The organism is Dyella thailandensis, assembly GCF_050749815.1.
Lineage (GTDB): Bacteria > Pseudomonadota > Gammaproteobacteria > Xanthomonadales > Rhodanobacteraceae > Dyella_A.
This window is the reverse complement of record NZ_CP192735.1, coordinates 3,904,467-3,931,454: the sequence shown is the minus strand read 5'-3', so window position 1 is coordinate 3,931,454 and position 26,988 is coordinate 3,904,467. Positions and strand designations below refer to the sequence as shown.

Genomic DNA, 26,988 nt, shown 5'->3' with positions numbered 1-26,988 from the left:
GTCCATTTCCGCATAGATTCAATTTCTTCATGCCGAGCTCATGGGTGTGGAACCGCTATGTTTCGTGAGTCTCTATCAGCGAGGAAGCATCGTTCCATCTTGCTGTAGCCAGGCAATAGCCGGAGCGAATGGCTCGACTGTTCCAAGCTCCACCAGAAACCCGGTCTTGACGCCAGCGCGTGAGGCCGCGACCAGATCAGTATCTTGGTCGCCCACCATCAATGACTTATCCATCGCGATGTCGAGCAGACTCGCTGCCGCCAGAAACATGCCAGGGCGCGGCTTGCGACACTCACAATCCACGCAAAGCTCTCCTAGCCCTGCCGTGGGGTGGTGTGGACAGTATAAGGTGGCATCGAGGGGCACTCCACGCGCAGCGAACTGGCCGTGCACCCAGCGCGTGTAATCCAGGAACTGGGCCTCGCTGTAGTAGCCCCGGGCAATGCCCGCCTGATTGGTCACCACAACCAGCAGATACCCTGCCTGACGGGCGAGGCCGCAAAGCTCAAAGATCCCCGGAAGCCATTGCGTACGCTCGGGCGTATGCACGTAGCCATGGTTGACGTTGACGACCCCGTCCCGGTCGAGAAACAGCGCTGGGGCGCCACGGGTGGCGGGACGGTCTGGTAAGTAGGCACCCGGCTGCGGGACGGAAATCATGCTGCGAACAATTGCTGCGCCCGGGCAAAGTCTTCGGGCACGCCTATATCGATGAAGTCCCGAGTCTCATCGATGTAGGCCAGATTCCCGGCGCGGCTTGCGGGCACCAACACCTCGCTCTCGAACGAATACGCTCCTATGGCGGGGAGCGCATTGAGTGCCGAGGCCGTGAGGAAATAGCTGCCCGCGTTGATGAGGCCTGGCCCGTGGCCACCTTTTTCCTGAAAGGTCACTACCCGCCCTTCGTGAGTGCCCACCGCTCCGTAGCGGCCGACATCCGCCACCTTCGCCAAAGCCACCCCGAACGCTACGCCAAGCTCCCGCACCCGGCACTCCAGATCGGCCGGCGAGAAACGCAGAAAAGTATCCCCGTTGGCCAGATGCACGCCTTCGCCTTGCACCATGGCCGCCGCCAGCCGGATAGCTCCGCCGGTGCCCAACGGTTCGGACTCCCGCGAGTAGACGATCTCTGCGCCCCCCCAGTGTAAGCCGATGGTCTGTTCGATTTTTTCCGCCATGTAACCGGTGGCAAGGATGATCCGGCGCAACCCGCCGGCAGCCAGCTGATCGAGCAGGTAGGCGAGAAAAGGCCGCCCTGCGACAGGAGCCAACGGCTTGGGCAGGTCAGGAATGACACCGCGCAGGCGCGTGCCCAGACCGCCCACCAGCACAATGGCTTCTTCAGCCCTTGCCATCGGCGAACATCTCCTGCTCGATCAGGCCGCACAACAGATGACCGAGAAACTCGTGCCCCTCCTGGATCTTTGGCGTTTCGTTCGAGGGCATGCGGAAACAGATGTCGCACAGCCCGGCCATGGCGCCGCCATGCTGCCCAGTGAAGCCGACCACCTGAATGCCCCGCACACGACAGGCCTCGATGGCACGCACGACGTTCTTCGAGTTGCCCGAGGTGGAAATGGCGAACAGCACGTCGCCCTCACGCCCCAGCGCTTCGACCTGGCGCGCGAACACATAATCGTAGCCGTAGTCGTTGCCGATGGCAGTGAGAATGCTGGTGTCCGTCGTCAGTGCAATGCCCGCGAGGCCTGGCCGATCGAAATGGAAACGACTGACCAGTTCACCCGCCCAGTGCTGTGCATCGGCGGCGCTTCCGCCGTTCCCCGCGAACAACAGCTTGTTCCCGCGCCGAAGCGCGTCGGTGGATAACCGTACGGCACGCGTGATCAGTTCGCGAAGTGCGGCATCGATCGACATCGACCGCAGCAGCTCGAGGGATTTGCCGAACTCGGCTTCGATATAGGCATTCAGCTGATCCGCCATGAGCTGGCTCCATGTGGGGTGAAATGAAAATCGAGGGTGCTACCACCCTGCTCAAGCAACGCACGGATGAGCTCGATGCGACGCTCGGGGTTGCACAGAAACATCATGAACCCGCCGCCGCCTGCGCCGGACACTTTGGCCGCCCGTGCACCGTGCGCAAACGCCACTCGCTCCACCTGTTCAATCAGCGGATTGCTGATGCTGGTAGCGGTCTTTTTCTTGGCTTCCCAACCGGCCTGCAAGGTGGTCTCCAGGCGCTGCAGGTCGCCCTTGAGGATGCATTCCTTCATCTGCAACGCCTCCTGCTTCAGTTGATGCATGGCCTCGATTGAGGCCTGGTTCTTCGCACCGACGTTGCGCGACTGTTGATCGATGATGTCGGCCGAGGCCCTGGACACACCGGTGAAGTAGAGCACGAGGGAGCTTTCGAGCTCGGCCCATACCCAGTCCTTGACGCGAAGCGGATTGACGATCACGCGATCGTCAGCGTAGAACTCCATGAAATTGAAGCCCCCGAAAGTGGCTGCGTACTGATCCTGCTTGCCACCTGCGAGTTTTAGATCCTTGCGTTCTATGTCATAGGCGAGCTGCGCTACCTCATACTCACCTAGCGGCAGTGAAAAATATTCGACGAACGCCTGCAGCAATGCCACGACCATGGTTGAGGACGAACCGAGTCCCGAGCCAGGCGGCGCATCCGAAAAGGTCTTCACCGTGAGTGATGGATGGTCGCCGTCCAGAAAGTCACGGCAAACCCGCGCGTATACCCCCTTGAGGAGTTGCAAAGCGCCGCCCGGGACAATCCCCTCGCTGCACGAAAAAGTTTCCTCATGACGCACGTCGAGCGCATGGAAACATGTCTGGCGCCCGTCGCCGGGAGCGACGATCGCATAGGCATATCGATCGATGGTGACGTTCATGACGTTGCCGCCGTAGACGTCGCAGTAGGGCGACACGTCGGTGCCACCGCCAGCTAGGCCCAATCGCAAGGGCGCTCGCGAACGCGCGATCATGCATTTTCTCCGTAAGAATCGGGGCGCGAGGTGCCGATCGCCTGCTCGAACGCCGCCCACTGCGCTGTCTCGGTAAATCGAGTACGCACAAACGCTTGCGCTTCGGCAGATACGCGCCGCCACTCATCGTCATCCTGAAGCAGGTGCAGAACGAGTTCGGCAAAAGCGGCCGGATCGTCCGAGGACGGCAGAAACGTGCTGGCCTGCGCCAGCCCCTGGATGCCGGCGGAAGTGGTCACACACGGCACACCGAACCGCATCGCCTCGATCACCTTGCCCTTCATGCCACCGCCATAGCGTAAGGGCGCAACTACTACGCGAGCGTGCGCGTAACGGTGCGCCAGCTCCTCGTCAGACACAAAGCCCGTCACGCTGATATGCGCCGCGCGCAGTGCCCTGACCTCGGCACACGGGTTGGAACCCACCAGATCCAAACCGATTTCAGGACAACGCGCACGAATAAGCGGCAACACTTCGCGCACAAACCACGCCGCGGCATCGGCATTCGGCGGGTGGCCGAATCCGGCGACGAAGATCAGGCCACGCCGTTGCGCCAGATTGCTCTCCGGCCGCTCGGCCAAGTCCTGATAGGCATAGGCAGGCACCGTGATGCTGAGCACCGCGGGAGCGTGCTGATCGAGCCACTGGCGCACATGCTGGGTCTCGCTCTCCGACGGATAGAGAACCGCGTCCACGCGTCGCCATACCTGATGTTCCAGTTGCCGCGTCTTGTCTCGCTCTCTCAGCAGGACTTCGTTAGCGCTGTCCAGACGCAACTGGTCCTCGATTCGCAGATAGTGCACATCGTGACCGTAATACAGCAGCGGTGCTTGGGTTTGGCGGCGAACGGCGTCCAGCAAATCGACCGCTATGTGCGGGCGACTAAGCAGCACAACATCGATGTCTTTGCCGTTCTGCTTCAGCCACTTCTCAAAACCGCCCAGATACTCCGCCCCATAAACCACTTCTACCCCCAGCTGCTGTAGGGCATCGGTGTAGCCGGGGTCTCGGTGGAGGTTCTCGGGCCAGAACTTAACTGTGTAGCCGCGATGGATGAACATGCGCACGAATTGCCACATGGTGCGCGACCCGGCATCACGGTCCGGCTGCGGTACATAGTGGTCGACAATCAGCAGCACTGGCGCACTTCGGGTTCGTCCGCGCGCACGGAAAACGTTCTCGCCGTTGGGATGATTTTCCGTATCGAGCACGTGCTGCCAGCGCTCACGGAAGCGCTGCTGATTCTCGACCTGATAAGCCTTGATGCCGGAGTTCACGTCGGTGCCGTGGGACACGCCCTCGTGATGCACCACCATCGAGCGTGGCTGGTAATACAGTTTCAGGCCTGCCTCGCGCACCTTGAAAGCGAGGTCGGAATCTTCGCAATAAGCCGGTATGTAGCGCTCGTCGAAGCGTCCCAACCGCGCGAACAGCTCAGCCGGGATGAGCAGCGAGGCGCCTGAGCAGTAATCAGCTTCGCGGACGTAGTTGTAGATGCTGCGCTCGGGATCGTCCAGACGACCGTAGTTCCACGCGCTCGCATCCTTCCACACGATGCCCCCGGCCTCCTGCAGCCTGCCGTCTGGGTAGACCAGCTTCGACCCGACCATGCCGCAGTCGGGAAAGCGGTCGAACAGCTCAAGCATCGCATCGAGCCAGCCCTCGGTGACTTCGGTGTCATTGTTGAGGAAATAAAGGTAGCGCCCGCGTGCCAAGCCGGCCGCGCGATTGCATGAACGCAGATAACCTAGGTTTTGGGGGTTGCGCTCATAACGCAGTCCGGGCACCGCCGCGAGCAGATCGATGTCGGTATCGCCAGATACGTCCTCAACCACGAGCACCTCAACCGGCACCTTCGGTGGATGCCGCATGATCGACCGCAGGCAGGCAGCCGTGATCGGGAGGTTGCCGTACGCCGCGATCACGATGGAGACGATCGGCTCATCGGGTAACACGAACTCGAGGCCTGCAATCATCTCACGTGGCGACTGACCCGTAGGGACGTTTGTCAGAGGCCGTACTTGCTTGCGCCCCATTGCGCGCGCGAATCGCGGATAGCGCGCACCTAGCGCAGCTTTGATCGCAGACCAGTCGCCCCTGAGGGCGCGGCCTGCCAGGCGCACCGGACGCGTCAATTTCCACGATCGCGACCCGATTACTGTTTGGTATGCACTCTCAGACGCTGCGAGGCGGTCTGCCAGCTGGTCGCGCTCCGAGCCCAACCTCGCAATTTGGTCCTTGAGCTGGTCGCGCTCTGCGGCCAGCGTCCTGGTCTGTGCAGACATCTGTTCATTTTCTGCAAGCAGGGTAGCGGTTCGTTCACGCTCTTGTGTCAGCGAGACATCCAGCGATGAGGCCCACTTCGCCGTGCCCTCGTGTTCCTGCACCAAGCCCGCATAAATTTCCCCCAACTCACTGAGCTTCGTATCGGTACCTTTTGCCCACTGCGCAATCTCCCGGTGACGCGTGTACAGATCCTCAGCCTCGGAAAACAACACCGAGGGCAACAGCATTGCACGCGTCTGCTCATCGAGTGCGCCGGCAACGGCAATGAAGTAAACCGGGTCAGCCAACGTCGCGACGCGCTCGACGATATCTGTCCCCGTATCTGTGAGCGCATGAAGCGTTCGCTGGTCGCTCGGTTGCAGAGTGAAAATGGAGGAGCCTACGGCCAAGCGCTGTCCGAAGTACTGCACCTCTGGGAACTGCTCGCGGACCACGGCATCGAACTCGCCGAAGTCCAGCTCCTTGACATGGAATTCATTGTGGTGGCCGGCCAGTTCCGAATACACGGTTCGGTTGGGCGAAGAGATGACGAGAATGCCACCCGGGCGCAGGACACGTCGGATCTCGCCCAGCATCTCGCGATGGCGATTGTGGTGTTCGATCGTCTCGAACGAGACCACAACGTCCACGCTCTGATCAGCCAGGGGGATCTGCGCGGCATCGCCGGTCACGAAACGCAGTCCGGGAGTCCCACGATATTTTTGCGTGGCGTGTTGCACTGCGCTCTGCGCAATATCGACGCCAGTCACTGATCGCGCATAGCCGGCAAGCAACGCGCTGCCATAGCCCTCACCGCACGCAATATCCAGCACGTCTTTGCCGCGCACCAAGCGGGCACACCAGGCATATCGATGCAGATGCTCGTGCCGGATCTCGCCAGTCTCGGTAGGTACGAATCGCTCTCCCGTGAATTCCATCTGCTAGACCTCTATCCTTTCAATTTCTATGGAATGCATCGGAATTCCGACCAACCCGCACCTCATCGTGCTCTCAGTCGCCCTGAACGCCAGGGCGTCGTGTATCCAGTGCTGCTGCGTGTGGTTGTCCTGCATGCCGGTGGCGAGCGCCACGTCGATCGAGTAATCACCGCTGGGGAGTACCGGGATCCGGAACCGGAAGTGCGCGCGAAGCCGCGTACCAGATTGAGCTCGTATGGGCTGCTCGCGATAGGTGATGTAGGTGTTATCCCCGAACAGCCGCTGCCCCAAACGGTCTTTCACGTAGAAGCCGAAGATCGGCGCGTCGAGATCCTCCAACACCTCCGCCTCAACCAGCAGATCGGCGACTTCGCCGCCTGCAGTCAAACGGTGAGGCATACCATCCGCGTCAAGGAGCTTCACATCAACAATACGGGCAGCGCCGGCACCGAACTCGCTCTCGATCTGTGCCGTATCGAACTCGAAGATTTCGATCAGATTCCGTGAAGCGTCGCCGTTCAATACCGACTTGCGCGGATCGACTACGTCGACCGGGAGCGCGGCGAGTTCAGCGCTGCGTGTATCCGCGGGACGCGCCGTCGTCGGCACACGCACCTCGACAGCTTGACCGAGAGCTGCGCGATCGGCGGCGTGCTGAGCCGCCAGGTAGCGCTCCACCACCTCGCGCGCACTCCCATCGGCAATCATACGTCCCCCGTCCAGCCAGATTGCACGGCTGCACAGGCTGGTAACCGCCCCGGTATCGTGGCTGACGAACAGCAGCGTGCCGCGCTTTTGAAACTCGCGCAGATAACGCATGCACTTTTGAGTAAAACGAACGTCACCCACACTCAGCGCCTCGTCAATGACGAGTACGTCCGCATCGACATGGGCGGCGATGGCGAAGGCCAAGCGCACATACATGCCGCTGGAATAGGTCTTCACTGGCTGGTCGATGAAGTCGCCGATTTCGGCGAATTCCACTATGGACTGGTACCGCTTACGTAATTCCTGATCCGAGATGCCGTAAAGCAGCCCGCTCAGAAACACATTCTCGCGACCAGTGAAGTCGGGGTTGAAGCCTGCACCCAGCTCGAGCAGTGCGGCGATACGCCCATCTACCCGCAAGCCGCCCTCGGTCGGGTGCAGCGTGCCACACACCATCTGCAGCAAGGTCGACTTGCCCGAACCGTTACGCCCAATGATGCCAACCGTTTCACCACGCTGGATCTGGAACGATACGTCGCGGAGCGCCCAAAACTCCTTGAAATAAGCCAGCCCGCTCTTGCGTACAAGGCGCCCGATGCGCGGCAGCAGCATTTGCTTGAGCCGGTCTGCCGGCTGAGCATAAATCTCGTAGCGTTTGCCAAGCTGATTGACATGGATGCTGATCGCCTCAGAGGACATCGGCGAACCCCTTCCTAGTACGCTCGAACCAGGCAAATGCACCCCAGGCGAATAAACAGGCGACTACTAGATAGATTGCCAAATGGTTCCACTCGGGTATGCGCCCCCAAACCAGAACGTCCTGCGAAGCCTCGACAATGACAGTCAGCGGGTTGATATAGAGCAGATCCCTATACTGCGGTGGGATAACCTCACGCGGATACATAATCGGCGCCAGGAACATCAGCATGGTCGTGATGATGCCAATGGCTTGCTTCAAATCCCGCAGAAACACACCCAAGGAAGCGAGCAACCAGATCGTGCCGGCTACGAACGGAACGAAACAGGCCACGACTACGGGGAAAAGCAGGACGGTCCAGACTATCGTGCCACCGTTCGAAAGCATTGAAATCAGGAGCAGCACCGTTGTCGAGATCATCAAATGGAACAGTGCTGAGCCGAGCACGCTCCAGGACAGGATTTCCAGAGGAAACACCACTTTTTTAACGAAATTGGTGTTCTCGACAATAAGCGTCGGCGCCCGATTGGCGCACTCCGCGAACATCGAGTTGATGTTCAGTCCCGCGAAAAGGATGACTGCAAACTGGAAATGCCCGGCAACCTGTGCGTTCCAGCGCGACTTGAAAATCACGCCAAAAACGAACGTGTAGATCATGAGCATCAGAAGCGGATTGAAGAAAGACCAGAACAATCCCATGAAAGACCCGCGGTAGCGGCCGGCGACATCACGTCGCGCCATCTGCGTCACCAGCGCAAAGTGACGCCGCAGAGCGCGATAAGGCGACAGCGGGTCTAGAAGACGATAGGCTGAGTTCATCTTGATTGAATACCTGCCGAATCCGGTCGGCGGACAGTGAGCTTTTTCCGTCGGCTAACGAGCGTGAGCATTGAATGTCACGTGCTCAGCCGTCGGCCGTTCGATCGCAGCCTTCAAGTCAGCGCGAAGTTCAATTCCGCGCGAAGATCGGCCAGATCCTCGACGCCGACTGACAGTCGAACCAGCCCCTCGCTTATGCCCAGCCGCTTGCGGTTGGCTGCCGGCACCGAGGCGTGAGTCATGATGGCTGGATGCTCAATGAGGCTCTCCACGCCACCCAGCGACTCGGCCAGCGCGAATAGCTCGCACCGCTCAAGCATGCGGCGAGCTTTTTTCAGACCGCCCTTTACCTCGACGCTGATGATTCCGCCGAAGCCGTCCATCTGGCGCTTGGCCAACGCATGTTGCGGATGGCTCTTCAGCCCCGGATAGATCACGCGCTCGATCGCCGGGTGCTTTTCCAGCCAGCGCGCGAGTTCCAGCGCGCTGGCGCAATGGGCCTTCATGCGCAGGTGCAAGGTTTTCAGGCCGCGCATGGCCAGAAACGCGTCAAACGGACCCGCGACGGCGCCGACCGAGTTCTGCAGGAAACCCATCTGCTCTGCTAGTTCCTTGCTGCCGGCAACAACGATGCCCCCAACCATGTCGGAATGGCCATTGAGGTACTTGGTGGCGGAGTGCAGCACTAGGTCCGCCCCAAACTCCAGCGGGCGCTGCAGCATCGGCGAACAAAAGGTGTTGTCCACCACCAGGATCAGACCGTGCTTCTTGGCAAAAGCTGCGACCTTGGCCAGGTCGACCAGCTTGAGCATTGGATTGGTCGGCGTTTCCGCCCAGATCATCCGCGTGTTGGGCTTGAGCGCGGCCTTCAGCGCCTTGCTGTCGTTGAGGTCGATAAAGCTGAAATCCAGCCCGGCCGACCGTCGGCGCACCCGTTCGAACAGTCGGTAGGTACCTCCGTAAAGGTCGTCCATCGCGATCACATGGCTGCCGGAATCGAGCAGATCCAGCACCGTGGCCGCGGCTGCCAGCCCCGAGCCGAACGCGAAACCGGCCACGCCGCCCTCCAGGTCTGCCACGCAGCGCTCGTAGGCCATTCGGGTGGGGTTCTGCGTGCGCGAGTATTCGTAGCCCTTGTGCTTTCCCGGGCTCTCCTGCACGTACGTGGAGGTCGCATAGATCGGCGTCATGATGGCGCCGGTGGCTGGGTCGGGGTGTTGTCCCGCGTGAATCGCGCGCGTACCGAGTCCCCGGGTGTGCTTGGTTGCTTTGGTCATGAGCTCGAATCAAGGCGGGTGGGCAGAAATGACCCGCCATATTAACCGCCAACGACCGTTTTTGATGAATCGGGCCATGGCGACGCCCTGTCGCGCCAGCCGGGCCATGCCACAATAAGCCCCCCATGGACGAGCAGTTCGAGACCTCATGAAAACTCTTCTAGTCACGGGTGGCGCGGGCTTCATTGGTGCCAATTTCGTGCTGCAGGCGATTGCCGACGGCCTTCGCGTGGTGAACCTGGACAAGCTTACCTACGCGGGAAACCTCGACACCCTGGCTTCCCTGCACGGCAACCCGGCCCATACATTCATCCAGGGCGATATCGGCGACCGCACCCTGATTTCCCGCCTGCTGGCCGAGCATCGGCCCGAGGCGATCGTGAACTTCGCAGCCGAGTCACACGTCGACCGCTCGATCGACGGCCCCGCCGCCTTCGTGGAGACCAACGTGGTCGGCACGCTGGGGCTGCTGGAATGCGCGCGCGACTACTGGCGCTCGCTGGAAGGCGAGGTGCGCAATGACTTCCGCTTCCTGCATGTGTCGACCGACGAGGTCTACGGCTCGCTCGGTACCGATGGCAAGTTCACCGAGACCACGCCTTACGCGCCGAACTCGCCCTATTCGGCCTCCAAGGCGGCCTCCGACCACCTGGTGCGTGCGTTCCACCACACCTACGGCCTGCCGGTACTCACCACCAACTGCTCGAACAACTACGGGCCGTACCAGTTTCCCGAGAAGCTGATTCCGCTGGTGATCCAGAAGGCGCTCGCCGGGGAGTCGCTGCCGGTGTACGGCGACGGCATGAACATTCGTGACTGGCTGTTCGTGGGGGACCACTGCGGCGCGATTCGCCGCGTGCTCGATGCCGGGCAGGTGGGCGAAACCTACAACGTCGGTGGCAACGCCGAGCGCACCAACATCACCGTAGTGAAGACGATCTGCGCGCTGCTCGACGAACGCCGCCCGTTGGCGGACGGGCGCAAGCGCGAGTCGCTCATCACTTACGTCAAGGACCGCCCGGGCCACGACCGGCGCTACGCCATCGATGCCAGCAAGCTCGAACGCGAGCTGGGCTGGAAGCCCTCGCAAACCTTCGAGAGCGGCATTGCGCAGACCGTGGACTGGTACCTCGACCATCAGCCCTGGGTACAACGCGTGCTGGATGGCAGCTACCGCATGGAGCGGTTGGGCTCATGAGCACCAAGCGCAAGGGCATCATCCTCGCTGGTGGCTCGGGCACCCGGCTGTATCCGATCACCCAGGCGGTGAGCAAGCAGCTGCTGCCGGTGTACGACAAGCCGATGATCTACTACCCGCTGGCCACCCTGATGCTGGCCGGCATCCGCGACGTGCTGATCATCAACACGCCGCACGAACAGGCGCTGTTCCAGCGCTTGCTGGGCGACGGCTCGCAGTGGGGCATGAACCTGCAGTATGCCGTGCAGCCCTCGCCAGACGGGTTGGCCCAGGCCTTCCTGATCGGTCGCGACTTCATCGGCGGTGACCCGAGTTGCCTGGTGCTGGGCGACAACATTTTCTACGGCCACGGCCTCACCGAGAGCCTGCGTCGTGCCAATGCACTTGAACACGGCGCGACCGTATTCGGCTATTGGGTGAAGGATCCGGAGCGCTACGGCGTGGCCGAGTTCGACGCGGCCGGAAGGGTGGTTGGCCTGGAGGAGAAGCCGGCCAAGCCGAAATCACCCTACGCGGTCACTGGGCTGTATTTCTACGACGCCCGCGTGTGCGATTACGCCGCCTCGCTGAAGCCATCGCCGCGCGGCGAACTGGAGATCACCGACCTCAACCGCTGCTACCTCGAAGATGGTTCGCTGCATCTAGAGCAGCTCGGCCGCGGCTTCGCCTGGCTCGACACGGGCACGCACGAGTCGCTGATGGAAGCGGGTAACTACATCGAGACCATCGAGAACCGCCAGGGGCTCAAGGTCTGCTGTCCGGAAGAGATCGCTCATCTGCACGGCTGGATCGATGACGCGCAGCTGCTGAAGCTTGCCGAGCCGCTGGCAAAAACAGGTTACGGGCAGTACCTGCGCAAGCTGGTCGAGGAAGGTCACGCCCGATGAAAGTGGTCAAGACGCGCCTCCCCGGCGCGGTAGTGATCGAACCGCAGGTGTTCGGCGATGCCCGTGGCTTTTTCTACGAGAGCTACAACGAAGCGAAGTACCGTGAGGCGGGCATCGATCGCCGCTTCGTGCAGTCCAACGTCTCGCGCTCGGCGCGCGGCGTGCTGCGCGGCCTGCATTACCAGTGGCCGAATCCGCAGGGCAAACTGGTCAGCGTGCTGGAGGGCGAGGTGTACGACGTAGCCGTGGACATCCGCCGCGGCTCGCCCACCTTCGGCCAGTGGACTGGCGTGATGCTCACCGCCGAAAATCATCGCCACTTCTGGATTCCCGAAGGGTTCGCCCATGGGTTTTGCGTGGTGTCGGAGCACGCCACCTTCGCTTACCAGTGCACGGCCCTCTACGACGCCAAGGCCGACGCCGGCATCCGCTGGAACGATCCCGCGCTGGGCATAGACTGGCCGATCGGCGAGCCGCTGTTGTCCGACAAGGACAGCAAGACGCCGCTGCTTGCCGACGTCCCCGCCGATCGCCTGCCGGACTACACCGCATGAGGTTCCTGCTGCTCGGTGGCAACGGCCAACTGGGCCGCAGCTTCGTCGCACAGGGCGGACTGGCGGCACGTGGCGAGCTAGTGGTCGCTACGCGCGACGGCTGCCTTTTCGATGGCCGCTCGGCGGAGACGGCGGATCTTGCGGCGCCAGAGTCCCTGCCTGCCCTGCTCGACCGTGTCCGGCCGGACGTGATCATCAACACGGCGGCCTACACGGCCGTCGACCGCGCCGAACAGGAGGAATCGCTCGCCGGCCGGATTAACGGCGAGGCGGTCGGCGTGCTCGGCCGCTGGGCGGCGGCACATGGCGCGCTGGTGGTGCACTACTCCACCGACTACGTGTTCGATGGCTCCGCTACCGCGCCCTATCCCGTCGATGCGCCAACCGCCCCGCTGGGCGCCTACGGCCGCAGCAAGTTGGCCGGGGAAATCGCGCTGCGCGAGAGTGGCGCGCCGCATCTGATCTTCCGCACGGCCTGGGTCTATGCGCCGTATGGCCACAACTTCCTGCGCACGATGTTGCGGCTCGCTGCAGAGCGCGACACGTTGAACGTGGTGGCCGACCAGGTCGGCGCCCCGACCAGTACCGACATCATCGTCGCCGGAACACTCGCCGCGCTGGACACTTGGCTACCGGCCGATGCGCGTGCCCGTGCGCGGATGGAGGGTGTTCATCACCTGGTGGCTTCCGGCCACACGAGCTGGCATGGGTTTGCCGAAGCGATCTTCGATGACGCTGTCGCGGCCAGTCTGCTTGCGCGGGCACCAAGGGTGAACCCCATCGGCACCGAGCAGTTCCCCACGCCGGCGCGGCGGCCCGCCTGGTCGGTGCTGGCCAACGAGGGCATGGCCCAGCATTTCGGCTATACCCCGCCGGCTTGGCGAGCGGCGTTGCCAGCAGTGATCGACGCCTTGCGCGCGGATTGAGCGGGCGACCGGTGTAGCGCCCCCGCGCGGGCTGCGGGACAATCCGGCCCTTCTATGGCCGGACCTGGCGATAGCGCCTTCAGGAAGTGGACCCCATGTTGATCCCCCTCATCCTCAGCGGCGGCAGCGGTACGCGCCTGTGGCCGGTATCGCGACGTAACCTCCCCAAGCAATTCCTCGCTCTGGCCGGCCGCGAGACGCTCTTCCAACAGACGGTGGCACGCACGCAGCACCTTCCTGCAGTGCAGGCGCCGATCGTGGTGGCCAGTGAAGACCACCGCTTCCTGGCCGCCGAACAGCTGCTGCAGAGCGGGGTAAATGGAGCGGCGATCCTGCTTGAGCCCTGCGCGCGCAACACCGCGCCGGCTATCGCGCTGGGTGCCATGCATGCACTGGCGCGCGATGCGGAAGCGATGCTGCTCGTCTTGCCGGCAGACCACCTGATCGGCGACGGCGAGCAGTTCGTGGATGCCGTGACCCGCGCGCTCCCCTTGGCGCAAGCCGGCTGGCTGGTCACTTTCGGCATTCGGCCAGACCGTCCGGAAACCGGCTTCGGCTACATCCGCCGGGCCGAGGCCTTGCCGGAAGGTGGCTTCCGCGTCGAGCGCTTCGTGGAGAAGCCCGATGCCGCCACCGCCGAGGGTTATGTGGCCGATGGCGGCTACGACTGGAACTCGGGCATGTTCCTGTTCAAGGCGGCGCGCTATCTGGAGGAGCTGGGCAAACACGCGCCGCAGATGCTGGCGGCGGTGCGCGTGGCGTACGCCTCGGCCAGGGCTGATCTGGACTTCGTGCGCATCGATGGCGGGCTGTTCGCGGCAGTGCCTGACAACTCGATCGACTACGCCGTGATGGAGAAGACCCAGCGCGCCGCAGTGCTGCCGGTGAGCTGCAGATGGAGCGACATTGGCTCATGGTCGGCACTGTGGATGGCTGGCGAGCGTGACGCCGACGGCAACCTGCGCGAAGGCGACACACTTACGGTGAACACGCACAACAGCCTGCTGCGCTCGCATGAGCGGCACTTGATCGCCGCCGTGGGCGTGGACAATCTCATCGTGGTGACCACGCCGGATGCCACCCTGGTGGCTCACCGCGATGCCGCGCAGGACGTGAAGAAGATCGTCGACCAGCTCAAGTCCTCCGGCCGCAGCGAGCATTCGCTGCACCGTGTGGTACAGCGCCCGTGGGGCAGCTATGACTCGCTGGAGGCCGGCGAGCGCTTCCAGGTGAAGCGCATCGTGGTCAAACCGGGCGCGAGCCTGAGCCTGCAAAAACACCACCACCGCGCCGAGCACTGGATCGTGGTCTCCGGCACCGCGGAGGTGACCTGCGACCAGAAGGTGTTCCTTCTCGGCGAGAACCAGAGCACCTACATTCCGCTGGGCAGCACCCATCGCCTGCGCAATCCGGGCAAGGTGCCGCTGGAGCTGATCGAGGTGCAGTCCGGCAGCTACCTGGGCGAAGACGACATCGTCCGCTTCGACGACGTCTACGGACGCGCCTGAGAGTCAGCGCTACCAATAAGCGCAGTGACTGCAACCTGCTGTCGTAGGAGCCTGCTCGCAGGCGATGCTTTTCGCCTCAATGTGCCTTAGGAGCCAGAGCATCGCCTGCAAGCAGGCTCCTACAGCCGCATCAAGGCTGATGATCTCAGCGATTGGCCGGTTCGACGATCAGCGCCTCCAGCTCGGCAGTTTTCGCCCGCATCAGCGCTTCGTCGCCCCGGGCTTCCACGTTGAGCCGCAGCAGGGGCTCGGTGTTGGAGGAGCGCAGGTTGAAACGCCAGTTGCCGAACGAGGCGCTGACACCGTCGATGCGCTCCAGCGTCGGCTGCTGGTCGGCATAGAACGCCAAGACGCGTTTCACCGTGGCCGCCGCGTCACTCACGCGAAAATTGATCTCGCCGCTGCACGGGAACGCACGCATGCGCTCGTCCAGCATTTGCGCCAGCGACTGCCTGGTGCGGCACATGCGCTCGGCCACCAGCAGCCACGGGATCATGCCAGAATCGCAATAGGCGAAATCGCGGAAATAGTGGTGCGCGCTCATCTCGCCGCCGTAGACCGCGTCTTCGCTACGCATGCGCTCCTTGATGAAGGCATGGCCGGTCTTGCTCTCGATCGCTACGCCACCGGCGGCCTGCACCATGTCGACGGTGTTCCAGGTCAGGCGCGGATCGTGAATAATCTTCGCCCCCCGATGCTTTTCCAGCAGCTGGGCCGCGAGCAGGCCCACGATGTAATAGCCCTCGATGAAACGGCCTGCTGCATCGAACAGGAAGCAGCGGTCGAAGTCCCCGTCCCAGGCAATACCCAAGTCCGCACCGTGCTCGATCACCGCCTGCGCGGTCGCTTGGCGGTTCTCGGGAAGCAACGGGTTGGGGATGCCGTTCGGAAACGTGCCATCAGGAACATGATGGATACGCACGAAATCGAACGGCAGGTGCGCCGCCAGCAGATCGATCACTGCCCCGGCCCCGCCATTGCCGGCATTGACCACAATCTTCAGCGGTTGCAGCTGGGCGATGTCGATATAGCCCAGCAGATGGTTGATGTAGGCAGACTTGTCGTGGTCGCGCGTCACTGCTCCCTCCGGCAACGCCGGAGCTTCGAATGCATTGGCCTCCACCTTGCGCTCGATCTCGCGTAGGCCGGTGTCCCCGCTGATCGGGCGCGCATCTTCGCGCACCAGCTTCATGCCGTTGTAGTCGATCGGGTTGTGGCTGGCGGTCACCATGATGCCGCCGGCCACGCCACGATGGGACGTCTGGAAGTACACCTCTTCGGTGCCGCACAGCCCGATGTCGATGACGTCACAGCCGCCCTCGGTCAACCCTCGGCCGAGTGCCTCGGCCAGTGTCGGGCTGTCGAGGCGAACGTCATAACCAACCACCACGGCGCCCTGCCCGACCGTTTCGGCGAAAGCACGGCCGATGCGATAAGCGATGTCGCCATTCAGTTCGTCCGGGAGACGCCCACGGATGTCGTAGGCTTTGAAGCACTTCATGCGGCTTTGATTCCTTCGATTTTTTGCCCTTGGCGGTTGCCGCGGAGGGCTCAACCGCGACGCTGATGTCGCACGTGCCGCCATACGTAGAACACGAGGCCCACCGCGATCAGCACGCCGATCAGCGCATCGAAGCGGTGGAAGTAGACACCCAACGTATTCCAGTGTTCGCCGAGTTTCAGCCCGATCCAGGCCAGCCCCCAGCACCAGATCAGCGAGCCGAGAAAGGTGTAGGCGGTGAAACGCCACAGCGGCATCCGCGCGACGCCAGCGGGGAACGCGATGAACGTGCGTACCACAGGCAACAGTCGGCCGAGGAGGATGGTGATGTCGCCGTGGCGCTGGAACCAGCGATCGGCCAGATCCAGATCGCGCTTCGAAACCAGCAGGTAACGACCGTAGCGCTCGGCCAGCGGCCGGCCGCCCCACGCACCGACCGCATAGGCCAGCCAGGACCCGAGCACACAACCCACGGCGCCTGAGACGGCGACCTCCCACAACACCAGTTCGCTGCGGGAAACCAGATAGCCCGAAAAGGGCATGATGATCTCCGACGGCAACGGCACGCACGCGCTCTCGATCGCCATAAGCAACGCGATGCCGGCGTACTGGAGGTGCGAGATCACCCCGATGACGAAGCCGGCAATCGCGGCGATCAGTTTCTCGATCATGGAGCAGGTCGACTTATTCGACCGTCACCGACTTGGCGAGATTCCGCGGCTGGTCGACGTCGGTGCCGCGCAGGACGGCCACGTGATAGGCGAGCAACTGCAGCGGGATGGTGAACACGGCGGGGGCGATGAAGTCCCCGGCGGCGTCCACATGCAGCGTCACGCCGGAGCCCTCGTGAACTTCCGTGCCGGCATCGCCCGCGGCGAACACGATCAGCTCGCCGCCGCGCGCCTTCACCTCCTGCAGGTTGGACTTGAGCTTGTCGAGCAGCGGACCGCTCGGGGCCACGGCCACCACCGGCATTTCCTCATCCACTAGCGCCAGCGGGCCGTGCTTAAGCTCGCCCGCCGGATAGGCTTCGGCATGGATGTAGGAGATTTCCTTGAGTTTGAGCGAGCCTTCCAGCGCCACCGGATACTGCGCACCGCGCCCGAGGAACAGTGCGTGCTGACGATGGATAAAGCGCCCGGCCAGCTCGATGACCTGCGGCTCCAGCGCCAGCGCGCTTTCGATCGCGCGAGGCAGGTGCGTGAGCTGGGCGCAGAGATCGGCGTGACGGGCTTCGCCCAGGCCGCGATGCTGCGCCAGTTGCAGCGTAAGCAGCGCGAGCGCGGTGAGCTGGGTGGTGAACGCCTTGGTCGACGCCACGCCGATTTCCGGACCGGCCCGGGTCATCAGCTTGAGGTCGGCTTCGCGCACCACCGACGATTCGGGCACATTGCAGATGGCTAGCGTACCGAGGTAGCCGCGGCGCTTCACCTCGCGCATCGCCGCAAGCGTGTCGGCCGTTTCGCCGGACTGAGAAATTGCGACGAACAGCGTGTTAGCCGGCACTACCACGTCGCGATAGCGATATTCGCTGGCTACCTCGACGCTCACCGGCAGGCGGGCGAATTCCTCGATCCAGTAACGCGCCACCAGGCCTGCGTGATAGCTGGTGCCGCAGGCCACGATGTGGATGCCCTGCACGTTCGCCAGCAGCTCGTCGCCGCCCACGCCGAAGATGTTCGGCAGCACACCGTGCGGACCCAGGCGCGACTCCAGCGTGTCCGCCACGGCGCGTGGCTGCTCGAAGATCTCCTTCTGCATGTAATGGCGATACTCGCCACGCTCCACCGCGTCGCTGGACAGCTCACTCTCATGCACCGCACGGTCCACCGACTCACCGGCGATATCGAAGATCTGCACGCTGTCGCGCGTGATCTCCACCACGTCGTCTTCCTCCAGGTAGATCATCCGGTTGGTGACCTGGATCAGCGCCTGCGCATCGGAGCCCAGGAAGTTCTCGCCGATGCCGACGCCCACCAGCAGCGGCGCGCCGCGGCGCGCACCCACGACGTGGCCGGGCTCGTCGCGGCTGATTACCGCGATGGCATAGGCACCTTCCAGCTCGCGCACCACGGCAAGCACGGCCTCGCGCAGGGTTCCGCCCTGCTCAAGCCGCGACTCGATGAGTGCGGCGATAACTTCGGTATCGGTTTCGGAAGTAAAGACATGGCCTGCTGCCTGCAGCGCGGAACGCAGACCGGCGTAGTTCTCGATAATGCCGTTGTGCACCAGCGCCACGCGGCCGGCGATGTGCGGATGAGCATTCGCCTCACTGGGCACGCCGTGCGTGGCCCAGCGGGTATGCGCGATGCCGGTGCCACCAGGGAGCGGATCGGCGAGATAGAGCGCCTCCATCTCGCGCACCTTGCCCTTGGCGCGCACGCGCTGGATCGCGCCACCGTCAAGGACGGCCAGACCGGCCGAATCGTAGCCACGGTATTCCAGCGCCTTCAGGCCGGCGATCAGCAAGGGAGCCACGTCACGCTGGGCCGCGGCTGCAACGATTCCACACATGTTCTGGTGTCCTTCTTAGAGAGACTGGGCGCCAACACCCGCAATGCCGCGGCATGCTGGCAACCGATCATTCCAACGCCCTTTCATGGCGCGGCCGTGGCCTGTTTCGGACCGGCGGCAGGCCGTCGCGCTCAGGGCACGCGCCGGCGCAGGTAGTTGAGCAGGTCGATCCGCGTGATCAGGCCCATGAACCGCTCGCCGTCCATGACGATGGCCACCAGGCCGCGATCGAATACCGGCAGCAGGGCCTCGATCGGCGAGTGCACGTCGATCTTCTGCAAGGTGGTGATCATGGCGGTGGACACCGCCTCACGGAAACGCGACTGGTCCGCGTGCACTTGCATCAGCACGTCCGACTCGTCCAGGATGCCCACCAGCTGCTGGCCGTCCATCACCGGCAACTGCGAGACGTCGTACAGCTTCATGCGCGTGTAGGCCGTCATCAGCAGCTCGTTCGGCCCCACCACGATGGTGTCGCGCTGGGCGAACGGGCGCAGCAGCAGATCGCGCAGGTCGCCGTGCTGTTCGCGCTCGAGGAAACCGTTGTCGAGCATCCAGTAGTCGTTGTACATCTTCGACAGGTACTTGTTGCCGGTGTCGCAGACGATCGACACCACCCGTTTGGGCGTGGTCTGCTCACGGCAGTACTTGAGCGCCGCCGCCAGCAGCGTGCCCGCGGACGAGCCGCCCAGCACGCCCTCCTTGGCCAGCAACTCGCGGCCGGCCAGAAAGCTCTCCTTGTCGGAGATCGCGTAGGCCTTCTTGACCCGTGAGAAGTCGCTGATGCTGGGCAGGAAATCCTCGCCAATGCCTTCCACCATCCAGCTGCCGGACTTGGTCGAGAGCACGCCCTCGTTGATGTACTGGGCGAGGATGGAGCCCACCGGGTCAGCCAGGATCAGCTCGGTCTGCGGCGAATGCTCGGCGAAGTAGCGCGACAGCCCGGTCATGGTGCCGGACGAGCCGCAGCCGAACACGATGGCGTCGACCTTGCCATCCATCTGCTCGAGGATCTCCGGGCCGGTGGTCTCGTAGTGCGCGCGCGGGTTGTCCGGGTTGCCGAACTGGTTGATGAAGTAGGCGCCGGGGGTTTCCCGGGCGATCCGCTCGGCCATGTCCTGGTAGTACTCGGGATGACCCTTGGCCACGTCCGAGCGCGTCAGCACCACTTCGGCGCCCATCGCCTTGAGGTTGAAGATCTTCTCGCGGCTCATCTTGTCCGGCACCACCAGGATGAGCTTGTAGCCCTTCTGCTGTGCGACCAGCGCCAGGCCGATGCCGGTATTGCCAGCGGTGCCCTCCACCAGCGTGGCGCCGGGCTGGATCTTCCCGGCCTTCTCGGCACCCTCGATCATCGACAGGCCGATGCGGTCCTTGATCGAGCCGCCCGGGTTGGCGCTCTCGAGCTTGAGGAACAGCTCGCACACACCCGTGTCCAGGTGGTTGGCGCGCACCATGGGCGTGTGGCCGATCAACTCGAGGACGCTCTGGTGAACCGTCATGAAAACTCCGTTTGGCGGGAAGTGGGCGGCAAGCGAGCCGACGCTGCAGAGCGGCCATGATAACCGAGCACTTCCACCACCCGGATTGAGACAGCTCAAACGGAAACGGCCCGGCTTTCTTCAGGAAAGCCGGGCCGCGCATGTCGAACCAGGGTGAATCAGTGTCGTCGCTGCATACGTGCGTCCCAGATGCGCTGCAGTCGATCCTTGGCGTAAAGCTTCTCGCGTTTCATGACCGAGAGCTTGGCCTCGGGGATCGGGAGCACGCCGATATCGGCGTCGTGCACTTTGCTGTCGAGTTCCCGGTGACGCTGGTAAAGGCGGCGGAACTCCGCATCGGCCTTCAGCAATGCCTCGACATCATCACGCTGCTGGTTTTCGAACATGAGCGACCTCCTCGCAATGCAAGCGGGCGCGTGACCGGTGCGCCCGTGGCGGTGTGACGCATGCGCGTCATCCCCACGCCGATGGCAATCGGCGCGGAGATGACTGGAATTCGAAGGAATGAGCGCATGCGTCAGGTCAGTGATCCACGCGGCGCTGGTGCCGCGTGGATGACCGACGCTACTCCGGCCAGCCGGGCCCCGCAAGGGCGATAGCTGGCATGCCTGATGCAATGAACACGTGGCACAAAAGCCTGTCAAAACAGCTTGTTGCCCGATACCGCCCGCTTGCGCGCCAGCTGCCGTGCTGGCGCGCGTCCGGCTCAGGGTTTGCCCTTCTTCCGCGGCTTGGTGGCCGGCGGTGGCGTGTCCCCGTCCTGCATCTGCGAGCGCAAAGCGCGCGCCGCCTGAGCCGCCAGCGCCGCCTCGCGCTTGGCTGCGTTGGCCACGCGGCTTTGCGCAGCCGCCAGCTTGCGCGCGCGCTCGGCCTCGGCCTTGGCCTGCTCGGCGGCCTGGGTGGCCTCCATGCCCTGCTGCTGCAGGCGCGCCGCTTCCTCCTGCGCCAGTTGGTACTGCAGGCGCTGCCGCTCCAGCTCCAGCCTGGCCGCCTCGGCATCGCGACGGGCCGATTCGAGCATGATCTGGTCGTGCTCGCGGTCGAGCTGCGCCAGCTTGGCCTGCGCGTCCTGCAACTGCGCTGCCGCACGGGCCAGATCGACCCGGCGCTCGGCCAGATACAAGGCGTGTGGCCGCTCCCGGGAGCTCGCCTGGGTAAGCTGGGCCAGCGCGTCGCGCGCACGCGCCTGCTCGGCTTGGGCGTAATGCCCCAGCACGGGATCGTTGGCCAGCTGATCCAGGCTACCGCTAAGCCGGCTCACGTCGATGTCGTCGTTCGCCGCTCGGCCCATGCTGCTGCCCAGGGCAAGCACCGCACCTGCCAACAGGATCGTCAAACGCTTCATGGCTGGTCTCCCTGCTGGGCGGCGGCGGGAGGAGTGCCGTTCTGGGGCATGGTCTGGAACCCATCGGCGGCAGGCAGCGGTGCGTTGAGCACCGACGAGGACGGCGCCGGCATGTCGCCGGTGGGTGCCGCGGGCGGCAGCGCGGACGGCATCGACGGCGCCTGTCCTGAAAGCTCCGGATGCGCCTGCTCCATCCGCTCACGCAGGCGGGCGTTCTCGTCCACCTTGGCCTGGATCTTGGCGCGCGCCGTACCCAGGCGCGCCTTGGCCAGCGCGAGCTCGGCATCCGCCCGGGCCTCGTCGGCGAGGTTGGCCGCATCGGCGTACTTGCGGCCGGCCATGGCCGCCTGTGCCTGCTGGAACTTGTTCTGGGCAAAACCCAGGTCCACCGGCGCATAATCGGCCGCGTCGGCCTCGCGGGCGGCCTGCAGCTGGATCTGGGCCATGGTCATGGCGCCATCGGGCGGAGGAACGCTGGCACAGCCACCGAGTGCCAGCAGGGCGCACAGGGTCAAGCCCTGCATGCTCCTGCCGATACTTCCGGGGCGTGCAGCAGGCCGGGAAAAGCTGTGCACCATCACTCAGTACCTCGTAGTGTTGCGGCGTATTGTCGGTGGGCATAATCGCCCAATGCAATGTAGTTGAATTCAGGGGACTTCAGGTGGATATCGGTTACTTCCTCAAGCTGATGGTGGACAAGGGCGCGTCGGACATGTTCCTGACGACCGGTGCCCCGGTGAACATCAAGGTCGAGGGCAAGCTCTATCCGCTCGGCAACACTGGCCTGCCCGGTGGCATGGTCAAGAAGATCGCCTATTCACTCATGGACGAGGGCCAGGTGCCGCAGTTCGAGCGCGACCTCGAGCTGAACATGGCGCTGGCGGTGAAGGAGGCCGGGCGTTTCCGCATTAACGTGTTCAAGCAGCGCGGCGAAGTGGGCATGGTGATCCGCGCGATCAAGAGCGACATCCCCAGCGTCGAGCAGTTGCAGCTGCCGAGCATCTTCCGCGACCTGATCATGGAGCAGCGCGGGCTGATCCTGGTGGTCGGCGCGACCGGTTCGGGCAAGTCCACCACGCTGGCGGCGATGATCGATCACCGCAACAGCAACTCGCCCGGCCACATCCTCACCATCGAGGATCCGATCGAGTTCCTGCACCGGCACAAGAAGTCGATCGTGAACCAGCGCGAGGTGGGGCTGGATACGCACAGCTACCACGAGGCGCTGAAGAACGCGATGCGTGAGGCGCCGGACGTGATCATGATCGGCGAGATCCGCGACACCGACACGATGGAGGCGGCGATCGCCTTCTCCGAAACCGGTCACCTCTGCCTGGCCACCCTGCACTCCAACAACGCCGACCAGACGCTGGAGCGCATCCTCAACTTCTTCCCCGAGTCGGCACACAAGAACGTGCTGATGAACCTGGCGCTGAACCTGCGGGCGGTGATCAGTCAGCGCCTGGTGATCGGCAAGGACGGCCGCCGCCTGCCGGCAACCGAGGTGCTGCTGAACACGCCGCTGATCCGCGACATGATCCGCCGCGGCCAGATCCACGAGGTGAAGGAAGCGATGGATCGCAGCCTGCAGGAAGGCATGCGCACGTTCGACCAGTCGCTGTACAAGCTCTACCGCGAGGGGCGTATCGAGCTGGAAGAGGCCCTGGCCAAGGCCGACTCGCGCGACGGACTGGCGCTGAAGGTGCGCCTGTCCGAAGGCGGCGGCGCCAGTGCGGACAACGAGCTGGCCGGCAACGATCCGTACGGTTTGGGCTTCTGATCCCTGCCCGCCTCATGGCGGGAGCGCGTCTCGTGAGGTCCCTGGGCCGCTTGGAAAAGCATCGCGACTGAAGTCGCTCCTACAACGGGCCGCTGATTCGGCGGCTTCGCAGGGGAAGCACTTCAGTGCCGACTTTTCAGACGGCCACTCACGGCGTCACGGGGGCGTCCGGCTGTAGTTCGGGCACCGCGGTGCGAAACGCCTCCAGCTCGGCGCAGGCGACATGGATACGCTGCACGGTGGGATAGGCGTCCAGCGGCAGCTTCCAGCGCAGCGCGTTGTAGATCTGTGGCACCAGGCAGATATCCGCCAGCCCCGGCGTGTCGCCGTGGCAGAACGCGCCGGTGGCCACGTTGTCGGCCAGCAGCGCCTCGATCGCCGCGAAACCCAGGCCCATCCAGTGCCGCGTCCAGTCGGCGCGCTGCGCCTCGGTGGCGCCGAACTGGGTCTCGAGCTGCTGCAGCACGCGCAGATTGCCCAGCGGGTGGATATCGCAGGCGATGGTCTGCGCCAGCGCCCGCACACGCGCTCGACCGCGCGGATCGACCGGCAACAGTGGCGGCTCCGGATAGATCTCGTCCAGGTACTCGACGATCGCCAGCGACTGCGTGAACACCCGCCCACCGTCCAGCAGCGCCGGCACGACTCCCTGGGGATTGAGGGCGCGATAGGCCGCACCGTGCTGTTCGCCGCCGTCACGCACGAGGTGGACCGGACGATTGTCCCAGCCGAGCCCCTTGAGCTCGAGCGCGATGCGCACGCGATAGGCCGCTGTGGAGCGCCAGTAGCCATACAGAGCGAGATCCGAAACCATGCGTGCGTCCTCCGCGACCGGTCGGGGAATGGGCCGCAAGCATACCTGCGACCGGTTTGCATCGCCGCAGGGCGGCCGCGACAATGCGCGGCTGTGGTGCAATGAACCGTTGCACGATCGCGCCGTTGCCTGCGCCACCTACGATCCCACCAGGAGTCCTGCCGTGTCCTTTCTCCGCATGAGCGACCTCGATCTGCGCGGCAAGCGCGTGCTGATCCGCGAAGACCTGAACGTGCCGATCGAGAACGGCCGCATTACCTCCACCCAGCGCCTGGACGCCTCGCTGCCCACCATCCGCGCCGCCCGCGACGCCGGTGCCCAGGTCATGGTGCTCTCGCACCTGGGGCGTCCGAAGGAAGGCCAGTTCGACGAGGATTCCTCGCTCGCTCCGGTAACCGCCTGGCTGGGCGACAAGCTCGGCACGCCGGTGCGGCTGGTGCGCGACTATCTGGGCGGCGTCGAGGTCGCCGATGGCGAAGTGGTGGTGCTGGAAAACTGCCGCATGAACGTCGGCGAGGGCAAGGACGACGAGGCGCTGTCGAAGCAATACGCGGCGCTGTGCGACATCTTCGTCATGGACGCCTTCGGTACCGCGCACCGCGCCCAGGCCTCCACGCACGGCGTGATCCGCTTCGCCAAGGTTGCCGCCGCCGGCCCGCTGCTGGCCGCCGAGCTGGATGCGCTGGGCAAGGCGCTGGAGCACCCGGCCAAGCCGCTGCTGGCGATCGTCGCCGGCTCCAAGGTCTCCACCAAGCTGACCCTGCTGGAGAACCTGATCGGCAAGGTCGACCAGCTCATCGTGGGTGGCGGCATCGCCAATACCTTCATCGCGGCGGCCGGCCACCACGTGGGCAACTCGCTGTACGAGCGCGATCTGCTCGACGCGGCGAAAAAGGTGATCGCCGACGCCAAGCGCCGCGGCGCCGAGGTGCCGATGCCGGTGGACGTGGTGGTGGCGCCGGAGTTCTCCGCCCAGGCGCCTGCCACGGTGAAGTCGGTGGACCAGGTGAAGGACGGCGAGATGATCCTGGATATCGGCCCGGAGACGGCCAGGCGCTACGCCGAGCTGATCGCCAAGGCCGGCACCGTGGTGTGGAATGGCCCGGTGGGCGTGTTCGAATTCGACGCCTTCGGCAAAGGCACCGAGACGCTGGCGCGCGCCATCGCCGCATCGAGCGCGTTCTCCATCGCCGGCGGCGGCGACACGCTGGCCGCGGTGGACAAGTACGGCATCGAAAAGGACGTGTCCTACATCTCCACCGGCGGCGGCGCCTTCCTGGAATTCCTGGAAGGCAAGGAGTTGCCGGCCGTGACCGCCCTCAAGGCGCGCGCCAAAGGCTAAACCGCGCCCGTGTAGGAGCCCGCTCGCGGGCGATGCTTTTGGCTTTGATGCAGATTCAGAGCGAGAGCGTTGCCCGCGAGCGGGCTCCTTATGTCTCGATTCTGGTCCGGCAACGGACGAGAATTCCCGACTGATCATCGGTGGGAATGAGGTGACGCCGACGGGCTCCTGAGGCTTCGCGCCTGCTGGGTAGATGTGTGCCCTCGTTCCGTTCCATCCGCCAGCGCCTGAACGGTATCGGAGGCCCGCCGGTCGGCGAGAGCCTGAACGCGTAAGGATCGGCCGTGCGGATCGTCGATGGTCAGCGTCTGAGACGACTGCCAGGAGACGTGACATGACCGAACCGATGGTAGGCATCGATGTGGCCAAGGCCAGCTTCGATGTGGCCGTTCCGCTGGACCGGCCGGGGAAATACCGCACCAAGGGCAAGCTGCCCAATACGCCGGCCGGATTCGCCGAACTGCTGACATGGCTGCGCCAGCACGCACCACAGGCTGGGGTGTGCATGGAGGCCACGGGCATCTATCACGAGGCGCTGGCGCAGGCGCTGGTGGAGCATGGAGTGACGGTCTACGTGGTCAATCCGGCCCAGATCGCCGCCTATGCCCGCAGCGAGCTGTCGCGGACCAAGACCGACCGCTGTGACGCCGAGCTGATCGCCCGCTTCGCCATGGCCCAGCAGATCCACGGCGCACTACGCCCGTGGGCGCCGCCTACGCCGGGTCAGCGGCAGCTGCGCGCCCTGGTGCACCGCTTGAACGACCTGCAGGCGATGCGGCAGATGGAGGCCAACCGCCTGGCGGTCGGCGATGCCTCGGTACGCCCCTCGATCCAGCGCATGATCGATGCGCTGGATCAGCAGATCGAAGAGCTGAAGCGGGCGATCGAGGATCACATCGACCAGGACCCGGACCTGCGGCGCGATCATGACCTCTTGCGCTCGATTCCCGGCATCGGCGACCTGACGGCAGCCTTCATCCAGGGTTTTGCCGGGAATCTGCGGCGCTTCGACGATCCCCGCCAACTGGACGCCTTCGCCGGCGTGAATCCGGCGATCCGCGAGTCGGGCAAGTGGGTCGGCCAAAGCCGACTATCCAAGCTCGGCCATGCGTTGCTGCGTGCCCGGCTGTACATGCCCGCGCTGGTGGCCATTCGCCACAACAGCGCGGTGCGCGCCCTGTTCGATCGCCTGGTGGGTCGCGGCAAGCCACCCAAGCTGGCCTTGGGCGCAGCCATGCGCAAGCTGCTGCACATCGCCTGGGGAGTGGTGCGTTCCGGCCTCCCGTTCGATCCCAATCGCGCCCTTGCTGGTGGGTAAGTAAGACGGTATCTACGCAGGTCAGCCCGCGCTGGGCAAGATCCGGCGCACGGCCGCCATCACGCGCTCCACGTTGCCGTCGGACAAGCCCGGTAATCGCTCACGTGGAGCGCCCCGTCCCCCCAACCAGCCCGAGCGCAG

24 protein-coding genes are annotated in these 26,988 nt (G+C 64.1%); 8 read left to right on the top strand and 16 right to left on the bottom strand.

What is annotated here, in order from left to right:
• Positions 1-75: 75 nt before the first annotated feature.
• The 8 genes from ACQVBX_RS17885 to ACQVBX_RS17850 all read right to left on the bottom strand — a co-directional run bounded on the left by ACQVBX_RS17885 (position 76) and on the right by ACQVBX_RS17850 (position 9,658).
• Positions 76-660, bottom strand: a complete 585-nt coding sequence (locus ACQVBX_RS17885) for an HAD family hydrolase (RefSeq protein ID WP_431635815.1) — start codon at positions 658-660, stop codon at positions 76-78.
• Positions 657-1,355: a sugar phosphate nucleotidyltransferase gene (locus ACQVBX_RS17880; protein WP_431635814.1), complete on the bottom strand. Its 699-nt coding sequence runs from the start codon at positions 1,353-1,355 to the stop codon at positions 657-659. The genes ACQVBX_RS17885 and ACQVBX_RS17880 overlap by 4 nt, the downstream gene beginning before the upstream one ends.
• Entirely contained in the window at positions 1,342-1,941 is a 600-nt protein-coding gene (locus ACQVBX_RS17875) for a D-sedoheptulose-7-phosphate isomerase (protein ID WP_431635813.1), read from the bottom strand. Before ACQVBX_RS17875 ends, ACQVBX_RS17880 begins: the two co-directional genes overlap by 14 nt.
• Positions 1,926-2,954 (bottom strand): dehydrogenase, encoded by a 1,029-nt coding sequence (locus ACQVBX_RS17870; RefSeq protein WP_431635812.1) that lies wholly within the window; start codon positions 2,952-2,954, stop codon positions 1,926-1,928. The genes ACQVBX_RS17875 and ACQVBX_RS17870 overlap by 16 nt, the downstream gene beginning before the upstream one ends.
• A complete protein-coding gene (locus ACQVBX_RS17865) occupies positions 2,951-6,157 on the bottom strand; it encodes a glycosyltransferase (RefSeq protein ID WP_431635811.1) in 3,207 nt (1,068 codons plus the stop codon). The genes ACQVBX_RS17870 and ACQVBX_RS17865 overlap by 4 nt, the downstream gene beginning before the upstream one ends.
• A gap of 3 nt (positions 6,158-6,160) precedes the next feature.
• Positions 6,161-7,564, bottom strand: a complete 1,404-nt coding sequence (locus tag ACQVBX_RS17860) for an ABC transporter ATP-binding protein (RefSeq protein ID WP_431635810.1) — start codon at positions 7,562-7,564, stop codon at positions 6,161-6,163.
• Entirely contained in the window at positions 7,554-8,381 is an 828-nt protein-coding gene (locus tag ACQVBX_RS17855; protein WP_431635809.1) for an ABC transporter permease, read from the bottom strand. Before ACQVBX_RS17855 ends, ACQVBX_RS17860 begins: the two co-directional genes overlap by 11 nt.
• Before the next feature lie 113 nt (positions 8,382-8,494).
• Positions 8,495-9,658 carry a trans-sulfuration enzyme family protein gene (locus tag ACQVBX_RS17850; protein WP_431635808.1) on the bottom strand — a complete coding sequence of 388 codons (1,164 nt, stop codon included), beginning with the start codon at positions 9,656-9,658 and terminating at the stop codon, positions 8,495-8,497.
• 148 nt (positions 9,659-9,806) lie between these two features.
• On the opposite strand from ACQVBX_RS17850, the gene rfbB reads away from it, so the two are divergent.
• From rfbB to ACQVBX_RS17825, 5 genes are all read left to right on the top strand, one after another.
• Positions 9,807-10,856 (top strand): dTDP-glucose 4,6-dehydratase, encoded by a 1,050-nt coding sequence (gene rfbB, locus ACQVBX_RS17845; protein ID WP_431635807.1) that lies wholly within the window; start codon positions 9,807-9,809, stop codon positions 10,854-10,856.
• Positions 10,853-11,743 (top strand): glucose-1-phosphate thymidylyltransferase RfbA, encoded by an 891-nt coding sequence (gene rfbA, locus ACQVBX_RS17840; protein WP_431635806.1) that lies wholly within the window; start codon positions 10,853-10,855, stop codon positions 11,741-11,743. The genes rfbB and rfbA overlap by 4 nt, the downstream gene beginning before the upstream one ends.
• Positions 11,740-12,297: a dTDP-4-dehydrorhamnose 3,5-epimerase gene (rfbC, locus tag ACQVBX_RS17835; RefSeq protein ID WP_431635805.1), complete on the top strand. Its 558-nt coding sequence runs from the start codon at positions 11,740-11,742 to the stop codon at positions 12,295-12,297. The genes rfbA and rfbC overlap by 4 nt, the downstream gene beginning before the upstream one ends.
• Positions 12,294-13,223 (top strand): dTDP-4-dehydrorhamnose reductase, encoded by a 930-nt coding sequence (rfbD, locus tag ACQVBX_RS17830; RefSeq protein ID WP_431635804.1) that lies wholly within the window; start codon positions 12,294-12,296, stop codon positions 13,221-13,223. Before rfbC ends, rfbD begins: the two co-directional genes overlap by 4 nt.
• 95 nt (positions 13,224-13,318) lie before the next feature.
• Positions 13,319-14,731, top strand: a complete 1,413-nt coding sequence (locus ACQVBX_RS17825; protein ID WP_431635803.1) for a mannose-1-phosphate guanylyltransferase/mannose-6-phosphate isomerase — start codon at positions 13,319-13,321, stop codon at positions 14,729-14,731.
• Between the two features lie 145 nt (positions 14,732-14,876).
• On the opposite strand, the gene ACQVBX_RS17820 is transcribed toward ACQVBX_RS17825, so the two are convergent.
• The 7 genes from ACQVBX_RS17820 to ACQVBX_RS17790 all read right to left on the bottom strand — a co-directional run bounded on the left by ACQVBX_RS17820 (position 14,877) and on the right by ACQVBX_RS17790 (position 22,045).
• Positions 14,877-16,232 (bottom strand): phosphomannomutase, encoded by a 1,356-nt coding sequence (locus ACQVBX_RS17820; RefSeq protein WP_431638226.1) that lies wholly within the window; start codon positions 16,230-16,232, stop codon positions 14,877-14,879.
• Positions 16,233-16,282: 50 nt separating this feature from the next.
• Positions 16,283-16,903, bottom strand: a complete 621-nt coding sequence (locus ACQVBX_RS17815; RefSeq protein WP_431635802.1) for a DedA family protein — start codon at positions 16,901-16,903, stop codon at positions 16,283-16,285.
• Positions 16,904-16,916: 13 nt separating this feature from the next.
• Complete coding sequence (glmS, locus tag ACQVBX_RS17810; protein WP_431635801.1) at positions 16,917-18,746, bottom strand: glutamine--fructose-6-phosphate transaminase (isomerizing); 1,830 nt, start codon at positions 18,744-18,746, stop codon at positions 16,917-16,919.
• Positions 18,747-18,877: 131 nt separating this feature from the next.
• Entirely contained in the window at positions 18,878-20,248 is a 1,371-nt protein-coding gene (locus ACQVBX_RS17805) for a pyridoxal-phosphate dependent enzyme (RefSeq protein ID WP_431635800.1), read from the bottom strand.
• Between the two features lie 158 nt (positions 20,249-20,406).
• Complete coding sequence (locus ACQVBX_RS17800; protein ID WP_431635799.1) at positions 20,407-20,634, bottom strand: YdcH family protein; 228 nt, start codon at positions 20,632-20,634, stop codon at positions 20,407-20,409.
• Positions 20,635-20,954: 320 nt separating this feature from the next.
• Entirely contained in the window at positions 20,955-21,593 is a 639-nt protein-coding gene (locus ACQVBX_RS17795) for a hypothetical protein (RefSeq protein ID WP_431635798.1), read from the bottom strand.
• Entirely contained in the window at positions 21,590-22,045 is a 456-nt protein-coding gene (locus ACQVBX_RS17790) for a DUF4398 domain-containing protein (protein WP_431635797.1), read from the bottom strand. The genes ACQVBX_RS17795 and ACQVBX_RS17790 overlap by 4 nt, the downstream gene beginning before the upstream one ends.
• A gap of 209 nt (positions 22,046-22,254) precedes the next feature.
• On the opposite strand from ACQVBX_RS17790, the gene ACQVBX_RS17785 reads away from it, so the two are divergent.
• Positions 22,255-23,373: a PilT/PilU family type 4a pilus ATPase gene (locus ACQVBX_RS17785; RefSeq protein ID WP_431635796.1), complete on the top strand. Its 1,119-nt coding sequence runs from the start codon at positions 22,255-22,257 to the stop codon at positions 23,371-23,373.
• A 148-nt stretch (positions 23,374-23,521) separates the two neighbouring features.
• On the opposite strand, the gene maiA is transcribed toward ACQVBX_RS17785, so the two are convergent.
• Complete coding sequence (maiA, locus tag ACQVBX_RS17780) at positions 23,522-24,187, bottom strand: maleylacetoacetate isomerase (RefSeq protein ID WP_431635795.1); 666 nt, start codon at positions 24,185-24,187, stop codon at positions 23,522-23,524.
• Between the two features lie 163 nt (positions 24,188-24,350).
• Here maiA and ACQVBX_RS17775 point away from each other — a divergent pair, with 163 nt between their 5' ends.
• Positions 24,351-25,529, top strand: coding sequence for a phosphoglycerate kinase (locus tag ACQVBX_RS17775; RefSeq protein WP_431635794.1), 1,179 nt, complete (start codon positions 24,351-24,353; stop codon positions 25,527-25,529).
• A 334-nt stretch (positions 25,530-25,863) separates the two neighbouring features.
• Positions 25,864-26,847 (top strand): IS110 family transposase, encoded by a 984-nt coding sequence (locus ACQVBX_RS17770; RefSeq protein ID WP_431634114.1) that lies wholly within the window; start codon positions 25,864-25,866, stop codon positions 26,845-26,847.
• Positions 26,848-26,988 lie beyond the last annotated feature (141 nt).

What these genes read in the sequence shown, in the direction of transcription:
- ACQVBX_RS17865 (WP_431635811.1), bottom strand. Translation starts at nt 6,157, where the DNA reads ATGGAATTCACGGGAGAGCGATTCGTACCTACCGAGACTGGCGAGATC.
- maiA (WP_431635795.1), bottom strand. Translation starts at nt 24,187, where the DNA reads ATGGTTTCGGATCTCGCTCTGTATGGCTACTGGCGCTCCACAGCGGCC.
- ACQVBX_RS17795 (WP_431635798.1), bottom strand. Translation starts at nt 21,593, where the DNA reads ATGAAGCGTTTGACGATCCTGTTGGCAGGTGCGGTGCTTGCCCTGGGC.
- ACQVBX_RS17870 (WP_431635812.1), bottom strand. Translation starts at nt 2,954, where the DNA reads ATGATCGCGCGTTCGCGAGCGCCCTTGCGATTGGGCCTAGCTGGCGGT.
- rfbA (WP_431635806.1), top strand. Translation starts at nt 10,853, where the DNA reads ATGAGCACCAAGCGCAAGGGCATCATCCTCGCTGGTGGCTCGGGCACC.
- rfbC (WP_431635805.1), top strand. Translation starts at nt 11,740, where the DNA reads ATGAAAGTGGTCAAGACGCGCCTCCCCGGCGCGGTAGTGATCGAACCG.
- ACQVBX_RS17885 (WP_431635815.1), bottom strand. Translation starts at nt 660, where the DNA reads ATGATTTCCGTCCCGCAGCCGGGTGCCTACTTACCAGACCGTCCCGCC.
- ACQVBX_RS17815 (WP_431635802.1), bottom strand. Translation starts at nt 16,903, where the DNA reads ATGATCGAGAAACTGATCGCCGCGATTGCCGGCTTCGTCATCGGGGTG.
- ACQVBX_RS17800 (WP_431635799.1), bottom strand. Translation starts at nt 20,634, where the DNA reads ATGTTCGAAAACCAGCAGCGTGATGATGTCGAGGCATTGCTGAAGGCC.
- ACQVBX_RS17770 (WP_431634114.1), top strand. Translation starts at nt 25,864, where the DNA reads ATGACCGAACCGATGGTAGGCATCGATGTGGCCAAGGCCAGCTTCGAT.
- glmS (WP_431635801.1), bottom strand. Translation starts at nt 18,746, where the DNA reads ATGTGTGGAATCGTTGCAGCCGCGGCCCAGCGTGACGTGGCTCCCTTG.
- ACQVBX_RS17820 (WP_431638226.1), bottom strand. Translation starts at nt 16,232, where the DNA reads ATGAAGTGCTTCAAAGCCTACGACATCCGTGGGCGTCTCCCGGACGAA.
- ACQVBX_RS17875 (WP_431635813.1), bottom strand. Translation starts at nt 1,941, where the DNA reads ATGGCGGATCAGCTGAATGCCTATATCGAAGCCGAGTTCGGCAAATCC.
- ACQVBX_RS17825 (WP_431635803.1), top strand. Translation starts at nt 13,319, where the DNA reads ATGTTGATCCCCCTCATCCTCAGCGGCGGCAGCGGTACGCGCCTGTGG.
- rfbB (WP_431635807.1), top strand. Translation starts at nt 9,807, where the DNA reads ATGAAAACTCTTCTAGTCACGGGTGGCGCGGGCTTCATTGGTGCCAAT.
- ACQVBX_RS17805 (WP_431635800.1), bottom strand. Translation starts at nt 20,248, where the DNA reads ATGACGGTTCACCAGAGCGTCCTCGAGTTGATCGGCCACACGCCCATG.
- ACQVBX_RS17850 (WP_431635808.1), bottom strand. Translation starts at nt 9,658, where the DNA reads ATGACCAAAGCAACCAAGCACACCCGGGGACTCGGTACGCGCGCGATT.
- ACQVBX_RS17860 (WP_431635810.1), bottom strand. Translation starts at nt 7,564, where the DNA reads ATGTCCTCTGAGGCGATCAGCATCCATGTCAATCAGCTTGGCAAACGC.
- ACQVBX_RS17880 (WP_431635814.1), bottom strand. Translation starts at nt 1,355, where the DNA reads ATGGCAAGGGCTGAAGAAGCCATTGTGCTGGTGGGCGGTCTGGGCACG.
- rfbD (WP_431635804.1), top strand. Translation starts at nt 12,294, where the DNA reads ATGAGGTTCCTGCTGCTCGGTGGCAACGGCCAACTGGGCCGCAGCTTC.
- ACQVBX_RS17855 (WP_431635809.1), bottom strand. Translation starts at nt 8,381, where the DNA reads ATGAACTCAGCCTATCGTCTTCTAGACCCGCTGTCGCCTTATCGCGCT.
- ACQVBX_RS17790 (WP_431635797.1), bottom strand. Translation starts at nt 22,045, where the DNA reads ATGACCATGGCCCAGATCCAGCTGCAGGCCGCCCGCGAGGCCGACGCG.